This window comes from Streptomyces cinereoruber (assembly GCF_009299385.1).
Lineage (GTDB): Bacteria > Actinomycetota > Actinomycetes > Streptomycetales > Streptomycetaceae > Streptomyces > Streptomyces bikiniensis.
This window is the reverse complement of record NZ_CP023693.1, coordinates 2,682,539-2,700,239: the sequence shown is the minus strand read 5'-3', so window position 1 is coordinate 2,700,239 and position 17,701 is coordinate 2,682,539. Positions and strand designations below refer to the sequence as shown.

Here is a 17,701-nt window from a genome sequence, read left to right as displayed (position 1 = left end):
GCCCGGTGACCGGGCTACCTCTTGACGCGAACGGTCTTCGTGGAGCGGGTTTCGAGTGTCATCTCGTCCGCTTCGGCGACCTTCGCCTTCAAACGCACAGTACCCGCCACCGCGTCGACCACGTCGACCACCTTCGAAAGGAGTTTCGCCGTATCCGCGTTGCCGGAGGCCGCCGCGAGCTGCACGGCACGGCCCAGTTTGGCCGTCGCGCCGTCGTGATCGCCCGATTTGCGGGCATCCAGTCCGGCCTGGATGGCGTCCGCCAGCTCGGCCTGGCCCGTGTAGTGCGCCACCTGCGGATTGATCGACGTCGACATCGCCAGGTCGTCCGTCCACACCGCCCGTACCAGCCCTTGAGACAGCGGGCGCGGGTCGCCGCCCGCCGGGTCCGGGGCGATCAGGGAGACCCGGGCGGCGAGCATCTCCTGGCCGACCGCGGCCCGCGGGACCCGCACGCTCACGTGGTAGTCGCGGGACTCGTCGCCCCACGAGCCCGTCGGGTAGTCCCCGGCACGCGGCCCCGCCTCCGTACGCCGCCCGGTGAGGTCCTCGACCGTCGGCGCCACCTGCTTCACGAAGGCGATCTCCACCCCGACCGGGGTCCACAGGCGCAGCGCGACGTCCGCCACGCCCTTGCCCATCGCCTGCCCCATCATCGCCGTGAAGTCGGCCGCGAGGCCGGCCGGGTCGGCGACGATGTCGGCGGTGCCCAGGAGCGCCGAGGCGATCCCGGTGACCTCCTTGACCTCCCAGTCGGTGCCGACCCCGCGCGCGTCGCAGGTGAACCGGCCCGCGCAGGCGTCGAGCGCGGCCCGCAGCGCCTCCGGGGACTCGTGCTCGTTGCGCCCGTCGGTGAGCAGGATGCCGTGCCGGATGGTGAGGTCGGCGGAGGAGAGCAGCCGGTCCGCGAGCCGCAGCCAGGTGCCGATCGCCGTGCCGCCGCTCGCGGTGAGCCGGCGCAGCGCCTCCTTGGCCTCGGCCCGGGTGCGGGCGTCGGCGACGGCGAGCCGCCCGTTCCCGGGGTAGACCTCCTTCGCCACGTGCGTGCCGGCGACCACGGCGAAGGAGGTGCCGTCGCGCAGGGTGTCGACGGCGGCGGCGGTCGCCTCCCGCGCCCCGCGCATCTTGGTGGCCGGGTAGTCCATCGAGCCGGAGCAGTCGACCATGATCACGACACCGGCGGAGCCGTGGCCGCCCGCGCCGACGGTGCCGCCGCCGGTCGAGGTCACCGTGACGATCGCGTTGACGTCCCGGCCGCCCTCCGGCAGGAACTCGTTCTGGTACACGTCCACCGAGAACCGGGGCACGGTCGGCTTGGAGAAGTTCGCCATCAGTTCGGCTCCTCGGGCAACGGCGACGGGACGGCGGTCATGGGGCAGCGACGGACGGGGCAGTGGCTGTGGGACGGAGATGCGGGGCGGAGGGACGGGGGACCGGCCGGTGCTCAGGCCGATCCTGCCCCTTGCGGCGGGACGGCGAACGGGACGAGCGCGACCGTGATGTTGTCGTGCCCCCCGCCGTCCAGGGCGTGCCCGACCAGGACCCGGGCGCCGTGCAGCGGGCGGTCCGCCGCGTCGGCCGGGACGACCCGCGCCATGTCCTCGGGGCCCTCCGCGTAGTTCCACAGGCCGTCCGTGCAGACCACCACCACGCCGGAGCGGTCCGGCTTGAACGCGGCCGTGTGCGGGTCCAGTTCGTACGCGTCGGCGCCGAGCCAGCCGGTGATCGCGTGGGCGCGCTCGTCCGCGTACGCCTCGGCCTCGTTCATCAGGCCCGCCGTGACCATCTGCGCGGCCCACGAGTCGTCCTCGGTGAGCCGGGCGGCCGGGGCGGTCCGGTCGTCGGGCACCCAGTAGGCGCGGCTGTCGCCGACCCAGCCGACGACGAGCAGGCCGTCCGCGACGACGGAGCCGACGATGGTGCACGCGGGCGCGTTCCGGTGGGGCTCGCCGTCGGCAGCCTTCTCCGCGAGGGAGTTGACGGCCTCGGAGGCGGCGACGATCGCCTCGTGCATGGCCTGCTGCGGGTGCGTGCCCCGGGGCAGCGCGGCGCACAGCGCGGCGCCGGCCGCCTCCGCGGCGGCGGCGGAGGCCTCGTCGGGACGGGTCGCCGAGGAGACGCCGTCGCAGACGACGGCCAGGGTGGCGGGGGAGCCGTCGGCCAGGGTGGTCGCGGAGACCGCGAACGCGTCCTCGTTGCGGTGGTGGCGCAGCCCCCGGTCGCTGACGGCGGCCACGCCGCCGAGCTCCCGCTCCATGTGGTCGCGCTCGCGGGGCTGCGCGTGCCCGCAGTTCTCGCAGTACCCGTCGGTGTCCACCCGCCCGGCCCGGCAGGCCACGCAGAGCCCGTCGCCGTGCGCCGCCCCGGGGGCCGGTGCCTGCTGTGCCTGCGCCTGCGCCTGCGCCGATACGGAAGCCGGAGCCGCGCCCGGAGCCACGCCCGGGACCGGCACCGGGTCGTCGACCCGTACGGCCGCCCGGGGGTCGGGCGCCGCCAGCTCGAAGTCCCCGGTGGGGGCAGGGGCGGCGGGCAGGTCGTGGCCGCCCGAGTCGGTGCCCGGAAGGTCGCCGGGGTGCTGGGTCACGGTCGAGAGCGAACCGGGCTCGCGGGGCGGGGCGTCCGGCCAGTTCACGGGCGTGCCGATCGCCACGGTCGGGCGGTCGGGACCGATCCCGGCGGCCGGGACGGCCGACAGGTCGTAACCGCACGCCCCGCAGAACCGGTCACCCGAATCCAGCGGCTCCGCGCAGCCCGGGCAGGCGGCGAGTCCGTGCGACGGCTTCGGCTTCTGGGACATCCTCACACCCACGTCCGGGGGCGGAAGCGGTTGGCCCGCTCCACCAGTTCGATCCTTTCCCCGCCCTGCTGGGCGAGCCGGGCCAGCACCCGGTACGCGCGTTCGAGGCCGAAGCGCAGTCCGCGCTCGTCCAGTTCGCTCCCGAGCAGCAGCGCGCCGCCGCCCGGTGCCGCACCGGGACTCCCGGAGAGTACCCAGTCGAGGGCCGTTCCGAGGACCTCCGTCGACAACCGCTCCCGGCGCACCGCGTCCAGACCGAAGCCCTGGAGCGCCGAGACCTGCGCCGCGGCGGCCGTCAGGTCGGCGCCGAGCGGGTCGGACGGCGGGCGCCGCCGCAGCCGCGCCCGCACGGCCGCGACCCGGGCCGCCGTGTAGTGGATCGACGCCTCCGGCACCGACTCCAGGGTCCGTACGGCCCCGGCGCGGTCGCCCGCCGCGAGCCGCACCCGGGCGAGCCCGAAGGCCGCGCTGACGAAACCGGGGTCGGTCGTCCACACCAGGCGGTAGTACTCGGCGGCGTTGTCCAGCTGGCCGAGGACCTCGGCGCAGATCCCCAGGGCCAGCTTCGGCGCCGGCTCGCCGGGGAAGGCGTCGTACACCGCGTCGAAGGCGAGGGCCGCGTGCGCGTGGTCCCCAGTCACCAGGGAGGCGACGCCCCGGTACCAGACGACCCGCCAGTCGTCCGGGTCCCGCTCCTCCAGACCGGCGAGGGTCCGGGCGGCGGCCGGCAGGTCGCGCAGCTCCAGCTGGGCCCGCAGGGTGCGCAGCCGCAGCTCGACGGAGGGCGCGGGCGCGGCCTGGAGCGCCCCGAGCAGCTCGTTCGGCGCGGCGGCCGCCAGACCGGCGAGGAAACCGGCGTTGGGGTCGGCCGGGGAGACGTGCGGCACGGGCAGCGCGAGCGCGGTGGCGGGCGTGTCGAGCGGCGCGAGCAGCCCCCCGAGCCCGGCCCCGGGCGGAACCACGGCACCGGCAGCGGCCCCGGGCGGAACCGCCGAGCCGGCACCGGCTCCCGCCCCCGACCGCGCCTTCCGCCCCCCGCGGGCCCGCCGCGCCCCCAACGAGGACACGTCCTCCGTCAGTTCCGCGAACAGCTCCGTGTCCGTGACCCGCACCTCCGTGCCGAACAGCGTCGAGAGCGCCGGCCGGGGCCGCCCCGACTGGAGCGCCACCACCTCCCGCAGCACGCCCGTCAACTGCTCGGCCATCTCCTGCGCGGAGGCGAACCGGCGCGCCGGGTCCGGGTCGGTGGCCCGCACCAGGAAGCGGTAGAACGACTCGTACGTCCGGAAGACCGCGATGTTCTCCGGGTCGGGCAGCGAGTCCACGAAGACGTTCGTGTAGCCCTGGAAGTCGAAGGTCAGCACGGCGAGCGTGCGCGCCACCGTGTACAGGTCGCTCGCCACCGAGGGGCCGACCTCGGCCACCTCCGGCGCCTGGTAGCCGACCGTGCCGTAGATCGCCGACTCGTCGTCGTCCATCCGCCGGACCGCGCCCATGTCGATGAGCTTCAACTGGTCCTCGGTCTGTATGGCGTTGTCGACCTTGAAGTCGCAGTACAGCAGGTTCCTGCTGTGCAGGTGCCCGAGCGCCTCCAGGGCCTCGATGCCGTACGCGCAGGCCTGCTCCACCGGCAGCGGGTCGCGCCGCCCGTCGGGCGTCCGGCGCCCGTTGGCGATCTCCTTGAGCGACTTGCCGCCGACGTACTCCATGACGATGTAGCCGTCCAGGGAGCCGGTCCGCTGGTCGAGGTGCTCGACGAAGTTGTAGATCCGGACGATGTTGGAGTGCTCGATCTCGGCGAGGAAGCGGCGCTCCGAGATCGCCGCCGCCATGGCGTCCTGGTCGCCGGTGTCCAGCAGGCCCTTGAGGACGACCCAGCGGTCCGAGACGGCCCGGTCGACGGCCAGGTACACCCAGCCCAGACCGCCGTGCGCGAGGCAGCCCGCCACCTCGTACTGCCCGTGGACGATGTCCCCGGCCCGCAGCTTCGGCACGAAGGAGTACGGGTGCCCGCAGCTGGTGCAGAAGCCCTCCGTGCGGCCCGGCCGGTCGCCCCGCGCCCGGCCCACCGGGGCCCCGCAGTCGGAACGGGAGCAGAACCGCTTCCGCTCGGGGACCTCGGGATTCTCCATCACCGCGGCCCGCGGGTCGGGGCGTGGCACCTCCGGGACCGTGACCAGGCCCGCGCCGAGCCGGTTCCGGGCGGACTGCCCGGTCGACGGGCCCGAGCTGCGCACCGACACCGAACGGCCCGTGGACCGCCCGGACAGCGAGCGCGACAGACGCCCCGAGACCGACCGGCGCGAGGTCGAGGAGCGGGACGAGGCCCGCGAGGAGGCCCGCGAACCGCTCCGCGCGGAGCGGGAGTCCGGCCCGCCGACCTCCGCGCCCGTCCCCGTGCCCGTTCCCGTACGGGTGGACCGGCCGGGCACGGCCACCCCGGTCGGCATCGAGCCGATCATCCCGCCGGGCGCGACGACCGGCGCGAGCCCGCAGGTGTCGCAGTAGAGTTCGCCGCTCCCCATGTCCTCGTACGAGCCCTCGCACGAGGGACGCTGGCAGCTCCCCGCACCCGTCTCCCCGCTCACCACTGCCGCCCTCCCGCGCCTTCCGCGTTCCCCGCGCCTTCCGTCTTCCCCGCGTCCCCCGTCGTCCGCGCGCCCTCCGCGTCTCCCGGCCCGGACAGCACCTCCGCCGCCGCCCGCTGGTAGCGCAGCACCGCCTGCTCCGCGACCCGCAGGTCGCAGGGCGCGCTCCACAGCATCCGCCGGGCCGCGTCGTACCGCTCGATCAGGAGCGGGTCCTCCGCCGCGCCGAGCCGTGCCACCTTCGCCCGGTACGCGTCGAGCCGGCCGCGCAGCTCCGCCCGGACCGCGAGCGGCGCGGTCACCGCCGTCAACGACTCGCGGGCCCGCAGCAGTTCGTCCTCCGCCTCCCGTTCCAGGGAGTCCAGGAGCGGGGAGAGCCGGTGCCACTGGGCGTGCCTGCGGTACTCGGCGGCGGCCACCAGCCGCTCCTGGAGCGCCGTCGGCGGCCCGCTGACGGCCGGCACCTCGGAGGCGGCGATCTTCGCCAGGACCTCGCCGCGCGCGGCCCGTGCCTCGGCGAGCGTCCGGTCCGCCCGCGACAGCACGTCCCGCAGCCGGAGCAGCCGCTCCTCGGAGTCCTGCCGGACCGCGAGGACGGCCTCGATCTCGCGCCGCACGTCCTCCAGGGCCAGGGCGGCCCGGTCGTACCGACCGGTGTCGGGGCGGCCCCCGCCGGGCGCCGAACTGCCCGCCGCCGGACGCCAGAAGGCCAGCGGGTCCGTGATCACCTGGGAGCGCAGCAGGCCCAGTTCGGCCGTGATCTCCTCCAGCTCGTCCCCGGCCGGGTGCTCGCCCGGCCGCACGCCCACCGAGTGCGCGAGGGACCGCGTCCGGCCCAGCTCGGCGGCGAGCAGGTCTATCCGGGCGGGCAGCGCCGACCAGACGGCGTCGGCGGTGACGACCAGGTCGAGCGAGGAGGCGTACAGCTCGTTCATCCGCCGCACCAGGCCCTCCAGGGTGAAGCGCTCGGACAGCAGCGCCCCCTCGCCCGCCCCGCCCGGCACGAGGACGCTCTCGCCGCGCAGCCGGTCGGTCAGCTCCACCAGTTCCTCCCGCCCGGGCCAGCGGCGCCGCGCCCGTACCTCACGGGCCTCCCGCAGGGCGTCGGTGTACACGTCGAAGCAGGTCCAGAGCAGGGTGATGGTCCGCTCGGCCGCCGCCCAGCGCTCCCGGGTCGTACCGGTCAGCTCGGCCCCTTCGAGGAGCCTGCGGCCCGCGTGGTCCTGGAGTGCGAGGAGCGAGTCCTCGACCGCCTTGTGCTCGGCGCCGAGCCGCGCCAGCGCACGGTCCACCTCGTCCCGGTCCATCACCGGCCCAGGGGGTCCCGTGACGCCCATCGGTCACCTCTTCCGCCATGTGTGCAAGGAGTCTTGTGTGCGGGAACTGCTCTCGGCGGCTACTTGTACAGGGGAGCGGGCGGCCCGGATATCCCGGGCAGGTCCTTCTCCAGCCACTGTCTGTACGCCGCCTGCCAGGGCCCCTGCCGGTACCCCACCAGGACGTGGTTGACCCGGCGGACCAGGTCGTCGTTGCCCAGCTTGGCCGCCACCCCGTAGTACTCCTTCGTGAACGGCTCCCCCTTCAGCTCGACCGCCGGGTCCTGCGCGGCCTGGCCGGCCGCGAGGGCGTTGTCGGTGACGACGGCGTCGACCTCGCCCAGCTGGAGCCGGGCCAGGCAGTCCAGCTGGTTGGGGACGGTCAGCAGGTCCCTGTCGTCCTTGGTGCCGTCGCCCTCGTCCTTGAAGACCGCGCCGAAGGAGTTCTCCTCCAGGGCCTCGTGGGCGGTGGAGCCCTCGGCGGTGCAGACCCGCTTGCCGCGCAGCGAGGAGTCGTACCCGGTGATGTCGGAGCGCTTGGGCGCCAGGACCTGCTGCCCGGCCTGGAAGTAGGCGGTGGAGAAGGCGACCTGCTCGATCCGCTTGCAGTTGATCGTCATGGTGCGCACGACGAGGTCCACCTTGCCGCTGTCCAGGGCGGCGATCCGCTGGTTGGTGGGGATCGCGCGGAAGACGACGGCGTTCTCGTCGCCGAGGACGCCCTTGGCGACGGCCCGGGCGAGGGCGATGTCGAACCCCTCCAGGACGCCCTTCTCCGGATTCCGGTAGCCCCAGCGGTAGCTGGACTGGTCGACGCCGACGATCAGCTTCCCGCGCTCCTTGATCGCCCGGACCGACGGCCCGTCCTCCGTGGAGGGCGTGAGGGACGCCTCCGGGTTCCGGCAGGTGTCGGCCTTGACCTGGGCGCCGACCCCCACACCGCTGCCCGCACCGGCGCCCGTCCCCGGCCCGGGTGCCGCCGCCGCGTCGCTCCCCTCCCGGGCCAGCGGGAGCAGGGTGAGCGAGGCGGTGAGCCCGCAGGCCACGGCCATGGCCGCCACTCCGCCCCAGCCGCGCAGCCGCTTCGCCGCCCGCCGCACCAGCGGCTCCGTGTCCTCGGACATCCCTCCCCCTCTCACCGGTACTCCGACAGTCTGCGGTTGACGCCGAGCACGGCGCCCGCCGCCCCCAGGATCCCGAGGGCCGCCGCGCCCAGGGGCAGCGCCGACAGCGCGTCCCGGGCGTCCCCGGCGGAGCGGGTGAACTCGGCCTGCTCGTGCGCGAGGGCCCGCTCCAGGGCCGCGTCGACCTGGTCGAAGGACTCCCCGGTGGACCCCTTCGGGCCGACGATCCGGTCCAGGGCGCCCTCGTAGTCGCCGTCGTCGTCCTTCGCCCGTGCGTCCTTGTGGCGCTGCGACCACTCGCCCGCGCGGGCGGCGGCCTCGCCGACCGGGCCCCGGCCGGCGTCGTCGTCGGCCAGCTCCCGCGCCGAGGCGAGCGCCGCCTTCAGGGCGCCCATGCCGGCCGTGTAGTCGGCCTCGTACTTGTCGCCCTTGCCGTCCTCGGTGAGGACGGCGCCCCGGGCGACCAGGGTCAGGTTCTCGTTGGCGCGGGCGGTGAGCGAGCTGATCCGGGCCGTGTTGAGGACCTGGAGGGACTCCTGCCCGTGCGCCCGCGCGTTGTTCAGCTCGGCCCGGGCGACGGTGTGCGCGGCCAGCAGCCAGAGCAGGACGGCGCCCGTGGCGGCGGTGGCGGCGAGCAGCCCGTGGTTGAAGACCCGGTGGGTGCGGACGTAGGTGCGGCGCTGGGCCCACCCGAGGGCGGCGAGGGCGACCAGGCCGAGCGCGAGCGACGCGTACGGCCAGGCGCGGGCCGCGTCGTCGTCCCGGTGGAGCCGCTCCGTCTCCGCCGCGTACAGCCGCTCGGCGGCGGGCAGCAGGACGGTGGTCATCTGCTGGTTGGCGTACCGCAGATAGGCGCCGCCCAGCGGCAGGCCCTGCCGGTTGGCCGCCCGGGCGCGCTCCACGAGGCCCGTGTAGCGCGGGAGCTGCTCGCCGAGCACGGTGATCTCGCGGGTCGACTCCGGCGAACCGTCCGTGTGCGCCGCGGCCTTGACGAGGAGCCGGGAGGCGGTGGCGACGTCCTCCGCGTACCGCTCGCGCGACCCGGCCGGCTCCAGGGTGCCGGCGAGGAAGCCGCTGGCGGCGGTGGTGTCGGCGTCGGCCAGGGAGCGGTAGAGCGCGGCGGCGTCGGCGCTCAGCGGCTGGCTGCGGCCCACGACGTCGTCGGCGGCGGAGGCCCGGCCGGTGACCTCCAGGGCGGTGACGGCCCCGAACGCGACGACGAGCAGCGCCAGTACGGCCCCGAGGATCCGGAGCCGGCCCGGCTCGGTCGTCGTGACCGTCCGCAGCTGCTCCCGGCCCACGGCCCAGGCCCCGCGCCCGGCGGGCGGCGCGGTAGGCGGCACGGGCGACGGCTGCACCGGCGGCGTCTGCGCGGGCACGCCGGCCGGGCGCGCGGGCGCCGGGGCCGTGCTCCGCGCCGCCGGTTCGGCGGGCGGGATCGGCGGGTGTGCCACGTGACCTCCCCCTCGGTCGCTGACGGTCCGGCCCGCCCCGGAGCGCCGGCGGACCGGCTCCGGTGGAGGACCACCCCGGCGAGCAGTATGGCCGCACGGGCCCTTCCGCACACCGGGATTGACTGGATCTTGTTCCTGACGGCTCCTATCGTGCCCCATGCCTCCCACGCGACCGCGGGAGAACCCCCTCACCTTGAATACGTCCCCGCTCCGGAATCGGTTCCGGGCCGGACGTCGCTCGAACAGGTGAACATGCGTGCGGGGCGCCCCCGCCGAACCGGCGAGGACGCCCCGCCCCCGGGCCGCGCGAGGACGCCCCGCGCCCGCGCCCCTATGCCCCGTAGTGCTCCCGCAGCCGGGCCGCCGCCGACGGGTCCGCCGCCGTCTCGTCCAGGGCGAGGAGCCCCGCCCCGAGGACCGGCGGCGCCGTCACGAAGCCGATCACCGCCTTCGGCGCCCGCGCCGCGAGGAGTTCGCGGATGCGTTCCTCCAGCTGCGGGTGGCGGGCGGCCAGCACGCTGCCGCCGAGCAGCACCGGCGCCGGCTCGTCGAGCAGCCCCAGCCGCCCGAGCGCCACCGACGACATGGCCACGACCTCCTCGGCCAGCCGGTGCACCAGCGACAGCGCGACCGGGTCGCCCGCCGCGCTCACCCGGAAGAGCACGGGCGCCAGTTCGTGCCGCCGCTCCATCGGGATCCGCCCCAGGTGCAGGGCCTCGATCAGCGCGTACATCGTCTCCAGGCCGAAGTGCGCGGGCAGCGCCCGCGACAGCCCGGTCGGCTCGCCGCGCCCGTCCTCGCCGCGCGCCGCGCACCACAGCGCCTCCTCGGCCAGTCCGCCGCCGCCGCCCCAGTCCCCGGAGAGCTTCCCGATGGCGGGGAAGCGGGCGGTCCGCCCGTCCGGGGTCATCCCGACGCAGTTGATCCCGGCCCCGCAGACCACCGCCACGCCCCGGGGCTCGTCTATCCCGGCCCGCAGGATGGCGAAGGTGTCGTTGTGCACCCGCACCGACCGGCTCCAGCCCCGGGAGAGCACCCCGTCCCGGAGCGCGGCCTCCTCCACGGGCAGGTCGGCGTTGGCGAGACAGGCCGTGACGTGCGCGAACTCCGTCGGCACCCCGGCCTCCGCGCACGCCCGCGCCACGATCTCCGCGAGCCCGTCCACCGCCGCCGCCACCCCCACCAGCGGGGGCTGGAACCCGCCGCCGCGGGCCGTCCCGAGGACGGCGCCGTCCCCGGAGAGGACCGCGACGTCGGTCTTGCTGTTCCCCGCGTCGACCGCGAGGAGCACCCCCGCGCCCGCCGCGGGGAAGGTCCCGTTCACGCCCACGCGAGGTGCTCCCGGTTGTGCGCGACCAGCCGGTCCGTGAGGCCGTCGGCGTACGCGTACTGCCCGATCAGCGGGTGTGCGAGCAGCGCCTTGAAGACCCGGTCCCGGCCGCCGCGCAGCGCCGCCTCCAGGGCCAGGTCCTCGTAGGCGGTCACGTTCGCGACCAGCCCGGCGTACAGCGGGTCCACCGGCGCGACCGGCAGCGGCACCGCGCCCTCCGGGCCGACCGCCGCCTGCGTCTCGATGACGGCGTCGTCCGGCAGGAACGGCAGCGTGCCGTTGTTGTACGTGTTCACCACCTGGTACGGCGAACCGCCCCCGCCCAGGAGGGCCGCCGCCAGGTCCACGGCCGCCTCCGAGTAGAAGGCGCCGCCGCGCTTGGCGAGCAGGGCCGGCTTCTCGTCGAGCGCCGGGTCCCCGTACATCTCCAGGAGCTCCTTCTCCATCGCGGCCACCTCGGCGGCCCGCGAGGGCTTGGTCCCCAGCTCGCGCACGACCTCGTCGTGCGCGTAGAAGTAGCGCAGGTAGTACGAGGGGACGACGCCGAGCCGGTCCAGGACCGGGCGCGGCAGCCGCAGGTCGTCCGCGATCGCGTCGCCGTGCCCGGCGAGCAGCCGGGGCAGCACGTCCTCGCCGCCGGGGCCCCCGATCCGTACCGCCCGCTCCCACGTCAGGTGGTTGAGCCCGACGTGGTCCAGGTGCACGTCGGAGGGGGCCACGTCCAGGAGCGCGGCGAACTTGCGCTGGAAGCCGATGGCCACGTTGCACAGGCCGACGGCCTTGTGCCCGGCCTGGAGCAGCGCCCGCGTCACGATGCCGACCGGGTTGGTGAAGTCGATGATCCAGGCGTCCGGGTTGGTGCGCCGGACCCGCTCGGCGATGTCCAGGACCACCGGGACCGTGCGCAGCGCCTTGGCGAGGCCGCCGGCGCCGGTGGTCTCCTGGCCGACGCAGCCGCACTCCAGCGGCCAGGTCTCGTCCTTCTCGCGGGCGGCCTGTCCGCCGACCCGCAGCTGGAGCAGGACGGCGTCGGCGCCCGCGACCCCGGCGTCCAGGTTGGAGGTGGTGGTGATCCTCCCGTCGTGCCCCTGCCGGGCGAAGATCCGGCGGGCGAGCCCGCCGACCAGGTCGAGCCGGTCGGCCGCGGGGTCGACGAGGACGAGTTCGGTGATCGGCAGGGTGTCGCGCAGCCGCGCGAATCCGTCGATCAGTTCGGGGGTGTAGGTGGAACCGCCCCCCACGACAGTGAGCTTCATGTGTGGCTCAGCCCTTCACTCCGGTCAGTGTGACTCCCTCGACGAACGCCTTCTGGGCGAAGAAGAAGACGAGGATCACGGGGGCCATGACCAGGACGGTCGCGGCCATGGTCAGATTCCAGTCGGTGTGGTGCGCGCCCTTGAAGGACTCCAGGCCGTAGCTCAGGGTCCAGGCGCCGGGGTTCTCGGAGGCGTAGATCTGCGGCCCGAAGTAGTCGTTCCAGCAGTAGAAGAACTGGAACAGGGCCACGGCCGCGATCCCGGGCCTGGCCATCGGGACCACGACCTTGAGCAGGGTGCGCAGTTCGCCGCACCCGTCGATCCGCGCCGCCTCCACGTACTCGTCGGGGATCGTGAGGAGGAACTGGCGCAGCAGGAAGACGGCGAAGGCGTCCCCGAACGCCATCGGGACGATCAGCGGCCACAGGGTGCCGGAGAGGTCCATCTGCTTGGCCCAGAACAGGTACATGGGGATGATCACGACCTGCGGCGGCAGCATCATCATCGCGATGACGAGCAGCATCGACAGGTGCCGGCCCCGGAAGCGGAACTTGGCGAGGGCGTACGCGACGGGGACCGAGGACACCACGACGAGGACGGTGCCGAGCCCGGCGTACAGCAGGGAGTTGCGCCACCAGGTGAGGAAGCCCTCGGTCTCGAAGACCCGGACGTAGTTCTCCCAGTGCCAGGAGTCCGGGGTCAGGTCCCGGGTGAGCGCCTGCTGGTCGCTCATCAGGGAGGTCAGGAGGACGAAGACGAACGGCAGGACGAAGAACAGGGCGGCGGCGACGCCGAGCGCGTGCACGGCGATCCAGTGCAGCAGCGCCTTGCGCCGGGCCCGCCTTCCCGCGGGAGTCGGGGCGGTGGCGGTGGGGGTCGTCATGGTCAGTCACCCGAGCCGATCAGGCCGCCGCGCCGGCGCATCAGGAGCGCGGTGAAGGCCATGGAGAAGGCGAAGAGCACCAGCGCGACCACACAGGAGGCGCCGTAGTTGAACTGGCTGAAGCCGAGGCTGTGGACGAGCTGCGGCAGGGTCAGCGTGGAGTCGTCGGGATAGCCGGGGACGAAGGTGACGCCGGAGCCGCCCATCACGCCCGAGGCGACCTTGGAGGCCACGATCGGCTGCGTGTAGTACTGCATCGCGCCGATGATCCCGGTGACCACCGCGAAGAGGACGATCGGCGCGATGGTGGGCAGCGTGATGTGGCGGAACCGCTGCCACGGCGAGGCGCCGTCCAGTTCGGCCGCCTCGTACTGCTCCTTCGGCACGTCGAGCAGCGCGGCCATGAAGATGACCATGAGGTCGCCGACGCCCCACACGGCGAGGACCGTGAGGGCCGGCTTGGACCAGGACGCGTCGTTGAACCAGGAGGGGGCGGGCAGGCCGGCCGCCTCCAGGAGCGAGTTGACCGGCCCGGTGCCGGGGTTGAGCAGGAAGACGAAGGCGAGCGTGGCGGCCACCGGCGGGGCCAGGTACGGCAGGTAGAAGAGGGTACGGAAGATCCCGGCGCCCGTCTTGATCTTCGTGATCAGCAGCCCGACGCCGAGGCCGAGGAGAACCCGGCAGGCGACCATGACGACGCAGAGCCAGAGGGTGTTGCGCAGGGCCGGCCAGAACTGCGGGAAGTCGCCGAAGACGTACGACCAGTTGGCGAGGCCCCGCCACTCGGGCGGGTTGAGGCCGTCGTACTTCATGAAGGAGAAGTAGACGGTGGAGACCAGCGGATAGGCGAAGAAGACGCCGAATCCGATCAGCCAGGGCGACAGGAACGCCAGGGTGCGCAGCGCGTCGCGGCGGCGCCTGGACCGCAGTGTGTTCCGTCCCCCGGGGGAGGGGGCGGCCGGGGCGGCCGCCTCCTTCGCGGGCAGGGTGTCCGTGCTCATGGGCGGTGTCCGGCCGTCACTTCGCCGCGGCGATGTCGCGGTCGATCTGGGCGGCGGTGTCGGCGAGCCCCTTCTTCAGGTCGGTGACCTGGCCCTTCTCGTACTGCTGGGAGAACTTCTGGAGGGTGTCCTGGTAGGCGGAGCCGTTGACGGCGCCGTCCGAGGTGGTGGAGGCGGGGTGCCGGGCGATGTCCAGGAAGGTCTTGAAGCGCGGGTCGAAGTTCAGCTTCGGGGACTTCAGCGCCTCCAGGGTGGAGGGCACGTTGCCGATGTCGTGGGCGAAGGCGACCACGGCGTCGGTGTCCGTGGTCATGTACTTGACCAGCTCCCAGGCCGCGTTCTGCTTCCGGCTCTGCGGCGCGATGCCCATGATCGTGCCGGAGAGGTAGCCCTTGCCGTACTCGGCCACCTCGTCGTCCGCGACCGGCAGCGGCGCGACGCCGATCTCGAAGCCGGGCTTCGCCTTCTCGGCGAACCTCAGCCGCCACTCGCCGTCGAGCTGCATGGCGACCTGCCCGGTGTGGAAGGGGTGCTCGGCCCCCCACTCGTCACCGAAGGTGGTGCGGTACTTGTCGAGCTTCCGGAAGCCGCCGAGGGCGTCCACCAGGGACTTCTGGTACGTCATCATCTCGGCGAACGCCGGGTCCTTCGCGACGGCCGACTTCCCGTCCGCGTCGAAGTACCCGCCGTGCTTCCACTGCGACATGTAGTGCGAGACGACCGTCTCGTAGCCGAGGTAGGTCGGCATGAAGCCGAGCCGCTCGTACGAGTCGCCCTTGGGCTTCGTCAGCTTCCTGGCGACCTCGGTGAACTCGGACCAGGTCTTCGGCGGGGCCTCGGGGTCGAGCCCGGCCTCCCGGAAGGCGTCCTTGTTGTAGTAGAGCCCGTACGCGTCGGAGAGCAGCGGCAGGCTGCACCGCCGGCCCTCGAACTGCGTGTAGTCCTGGAGGACCTTCGGGAAGGTCTTGTCCAGGTCCAGCTTGGACTTCTCTATGAAGGGCTTCAGGTCCGCGAGGGCGCCCGAGGCGCAGAACTTGCCGACGTTGGACGTGGTGAACGAGGAGACGACGTCCGGCCCGTTCGAGCCGCCCGCGCGCAGGGCCTGGCCGAGCTTGTCGTCGTTGATGTTGCCGACGAGCTTCACCTTGATGTTCGGGTGGGCCTTCTCGAAGCGGGCGACGTTGGCCTCGATCGCCTTGACCTCGGCGGGGTCCGACCAGCCGTGCCAGAAGGTGATCGTCGTCTCCGCCTTCGGGTCGTCGGCGGCCGCGTCGTTCGCGGAGCCGGTACAGGCGGAGGAGAGGAGGGCGAGCGCGGCGGTGGCGGCGAGCGCCGCGGCGGCTCTGCGCGGGCGTACGGGCATGACGGGTTCTCCCTGGGGCGGGCGGAGGGGAAACGGGGTCGCGGGCGGAGGGGAAGCGGGGTCAGCGGGACGTGTCGAAGACCTCGTCGCGGGTGGCGGCGAGGGCGCTTTCGAGGGCCCCGCGCAGGACGGGGCGCCGGGGCACGGCGGCGAGGACGAGGCGCGGCCGGGAGGCGGCGAGGTCGGCGAGCGCGGACTGCGCGCGGGCGCGCAGGGGTTCGCCGCCGGCGACGAGGACCTCGCCGGAGAGCACGATCAGCTCGGGGTCGAGGACGGCGACGACGGAGGAGAGGCCGATGGCGACCCGCTCGGCGTACTGGTCGAGGAGGGCCGTGTACCGGGGGTCCCCGGCCCCCTCCCCGGCGGCGTGCGCGAGCAGCCCGGACGCCACCGGCACGTACGGCTGCTCGGGGGTGTCGATGCCGAGGGCGCGGGCGATCCGGGGCACGGACTGGACCCCGGCGAGCTCCTGGTAGCCGCCCGAGTTGGCCCGGGCGACCCGGCGCACGAGGGGGGTGCCGGGCACGGGCATGAAGCCGACCTCGCCGGCGCCGCCGGTGAAGCCCCGGTGCAGCCGCCCGCCGAGGACGAGGGCGGCGCCGATGCCCTCCTCGTTCCAGAGCAGGGCGAAGTCGGAGTGGCCCCGGGCGGCGCCCAGGCGCTGCTCGGCCAGGGCGACGAGGTTGACGTCGTTCTCGTACTCGAACGGCATCGGCAGGGCGGCGGCCAGCTCCTCCAGGAGGGTGGGGGAGTGCCAGCCGGGCAGGTGGGAGGCGTACCGCAGGCGCCCGGTGGCCGGGTCGAAGGCGCCGGGGGTGCCGATGACCAGGCGCCGCACGTCCTCGCGGGCGATCCCGGCCGCCTTCACGGCCCCGTCGAGGGCCTCGGTGACCTGGCCGACGACCCCGGTGGCGGAGCGGCCGGGGGTGGGCAGCTCGGACTCGCCGACGATCGCGCCGGCGACGTCGGCGACGGCGGCGCGGATGCGGTGGGCGGTGACGTCGAGCCCGGCGGCGTACGCGGCGCGCGCGTTCACCGCGTAGAGCTGGGCGTTCGGCCCGGGGCGGCCCTCGGTGGTGCCGGTGGCGACGACGAGCCCGGCCGCTTCGAGGCGGGCGAGGAGCTGGGAGGCGGTCGGCTTGGAGAGGCCGGTGAGCTTGCCGATCCGGGTCCGCGAGAGCGGGCCGTGCTCCAGGAGCAGGTCCAGGGCGGCGCGGTCGTTCATGGCCCGCAGCACGCGCGGCGTACCGGGGGTTCCCGGGGTCGTACCGGCCATGGGTGCGCACCTGTCCTTGCCCTGTCTGCACTGCCTACACTGTTAGGAAAGTTTCCTATTGGGTGGGAGGAAAATAATTCGCCCGCCACCGGCCCGTCAATACCCGTGAACGGACGAAGCCCCGGACCCGTGAACGCGCGAAGCCCCCGAAGGCAACGAAAGCGTTACCCGCGGGGGCTTCGAACAGACAGCGCCGCGATCTACTTGGAGAGGTCCTTCGGGAGCGGCGTCGTCGCCACCGACTGCGGCGAGGCCGCGTTGCCGAAGACCGAGGGGGCCGCCATGCCCGCCGTCGGATCGGCCGCCGACTCCTCGGCCGGGGCCGGGAGGCCGCCCACGATCCGGATGCCGGCCTCGTCCAGGCCCCGCTTGATCCGCCAGCGCAGCTCGCGCTCCACGCCGAGCGCCTTGCCCGGCATCGTCTTCGCCGCGACCCGGACCGTCATCGAGTCGAGCAGCACCTCGTTCAGGCCCAGCACCTCCACCGGACCCCACAGGCGCTCGTTCCACGGCTCCTCCTTGGCCATGGCCTCCGCCGCCTCGGTGATCACCGACCGCACCCGGTCCAGGTCCTCCGTCGGCCGGACCGTCACGTCCACGGCCGCCGTCGCCCAGCCCTGGCTGAGGTTGCCTATCCGCTTGATCTCGCCGTTGCGCACGTACCAGATCTCGCCGTCCACCCCACGCAGCTTCGTTACCCGCAGGCCCACCTCGACGACCTCGCCGGAGGCCACGCCCGCGTCGACCGAGTCACCGACGCCGTACTGGTCCTCCAGGATCATGAAGACGCCGGAGAGGAAGTCGGTCACCAGGTTCCGCGCGCCGAAACCGATCGCCACACCGGCCACACCGGCCGACGCGAGCAGCGGCGCCAGGTCGATCTTGAAGGCGCCCAGGATCATCAGGCCCGCCGTGCCCAGGATCAGGAAGGACGCCACCGAGCGCAGCACGGAACCGATCGCCTCCGAGCGCTGCCGCCGCCGCTCGGTGTTGACGAGCAGACCGCCCAGGGCCGTCCCCTCCACCGCCTGCGCCGAGCGGTTCATCCGCTCGATCAGCTTCGTCAGGGCCCGGCGGACGGCCATCCGCAGGAGCAGCGCGACGACCAGGATCAGGAGGATGCGCAGGCCGGTGTTCAGCCAGGTGGACCAGTTCTCCTCCACCCAGGTGGCGGCGTTCGTGGCCCGCTCCGCGGCCTCGTCCAGGGTCACCGGCATGGGTTCGGGTTCGGTGGCAGCCGCCAGGGCGGACCAGGACACGGGACAACCTCCAGGCATCGCGTACGCAGGCCATCCACAGTAACGGGGCGCCGG

General features: G+C 74.0%; 13 protein-coding genes. All 13 read right to left on the bottom strand.

The window, feature by feature from the left end; all coding sequences use genetic code 11:
• Positions 1–14 precede the first annotated feature (14 nt).
• The 13 genes from CP977_RS11980 to CP977_RS11920 all read right to left on the bottom strand — a co-directional run bounded on the left by CP977_RS11980 (position 15) and on the right by CP977_RS11920 (position 17,665).
• Positions 15–1,331, bottom strand: coding sequence for a VWA domain-containing protein (locus CP977_RS11980; protein ID WP_109185969.1), 1,317 nt, complete (start codon positions 1,329–1,331; stop codon positions 15–17).
• A gap of 113 nt (positions 1,332–1,444) precedes the next feature.
• On the bottom strand, positions 1,445–2,797 hold the full coding sequence (locus tag CP977_RS11975; protein ID WP_208420717.1) for a PP2C family protein-serine/threonine phosphatase: 1,353 nt from the start codon (positions 2,795–2,797) through the stop codon (positions 1,445–1,447).
• Between the two features lie 2 nt (positions 2,798–2,799).
• A complete protein-coding gene (locus tag CP977_RS11970) occupies positions 2,800–5,322 on the bottom strand; it encodes a tetratricopeptide repeat protein (RefSeq protein ID WP_208421171.1) in 2,523 nt (840 codons plus the stop codon).
• A 59-nt stretch (positions 5,323–5,381) separates the two neighbouring features.
• Positions 5,382–6,722 carry a coiled-coil domain-containing protein gene (locus tag CP977_RS11965; protein WP_229991634.1) on the bottom strand — a complete coding sequence of 447 codons (1,341 nt, stop codon included), beginning with the start codon at positions 6,720–6,722 and terminating at the stop codon, positions 5,382–5,384.
• A 59-nt stretch (positions 6,723–6,781) separates the two neighbouring features.
• A complete protein-coding gene (locus CP977_RS11960) occupies positions 6,782–7,825 on the bottom strand; it encodes a glutamate ABC transporter substrate-binding protein (protein WP_109185967.1) in 1,044 nt (347 codons plus the stop codon).
• An 11-nt stretch (positions 7,826–7,836) separates the two neighbouring features.
• Positions 7,837–9,279, bottom strand: a complete 1,443-nt coding sequence (locus tag CP977_RS11955) for a hypothetical protein (RefSeq protein WP_104860528.1) — start codon at positions 9,277–9,279, stop codon at positions 7,837–7,839.
• A gap of 331 nt (positions 9,280–9,610) precedes the next feature.
• Entirely contained in the window at positions 9,611–10,609 is a 999-nt protein-coding gene (locus CP977_RS11950) for an N-acetylglucosamine kinase (RefSeq protein ID WP_229991635.1), read from the bottom strand.
• Positions 10,600–11,865 (bottom strand): 6-phospho-beta-glucosidase, encoded by a 1,266-nt coding sequence (locus CP977_RS11945; RefSeq protein WP_152370067.1) that lies wholly within the window; start codon positions 11,863–11,865, stop codon positions 10,600–10,602. Before CP977_RS11945 ends, CP977_RS11950 begins: the two co-directional genes overlap by 10 nt.
• 7 nt (positions 11,866–11,872) lie before the next feature.
• Complete coding sequence (locus CP977_RS11940; RefSeq protein ID WP_062755593.1) at positions 11,873–12,748, bottom strand: carbohydrate ABC transporter permease; 876 nt, start codon at positions 12,746–12,748, stop codon at positions 11,873–11,875.
• 2 nt (positions 12,749–12,750) lie between these two features.
• Positions 12,751–13,749 carry a carbohydrate ABC transporter permease gene (locus CP977_RS11935; protein WP_062755595.1) on the bottom strand — a complete coding sequence of 333 codons (999 nt, stop codon included), beginning with the start codon at positions 13,747–13,749 and terminating at the stop codon, positions 12,751–12,753.
• 16 nt (positions 13,750–13,765) lie between these two features.
• Positions 13,766–15,112, bottom strand: a complete 1,347-nt coding sequence (locus tag CP977_RS11930) for an ABC transporter substrate-binding protein (protein ID WP_062755597.1) — start codon at positions 15,110–15,112, stop codon at positions 13,766–13,768.
• A 61-nt stretch (positions 15,113–15,173) separates the two neighbouring features.
• Complete coding sequence (locus tag CP977_RS11925; protein ID WP_062755599.1) at positions 15,174–16,388, bottom strand: ROK family transcriptional regulator; 1,215 nt, start codon at positions 16,386–16,388, stop codon at positions 15,174–15,176.
• 200 nt (positions 16,389–16,588) lie between these two features.
• Positions 16,589–17,665: a mechanosensitive ion channel family protein gene (locus tag CP977_RS11920; RefSeq protein WP_062755601.1), complete on the bottom strand. Its 1,077-nt coding sequence runs from the start codon at positions 17,663–17,665 to the stop codon at positions 16,589–16,591.
• Positions 17,666–17,701 lie beyond the last annotated feature (36 nt).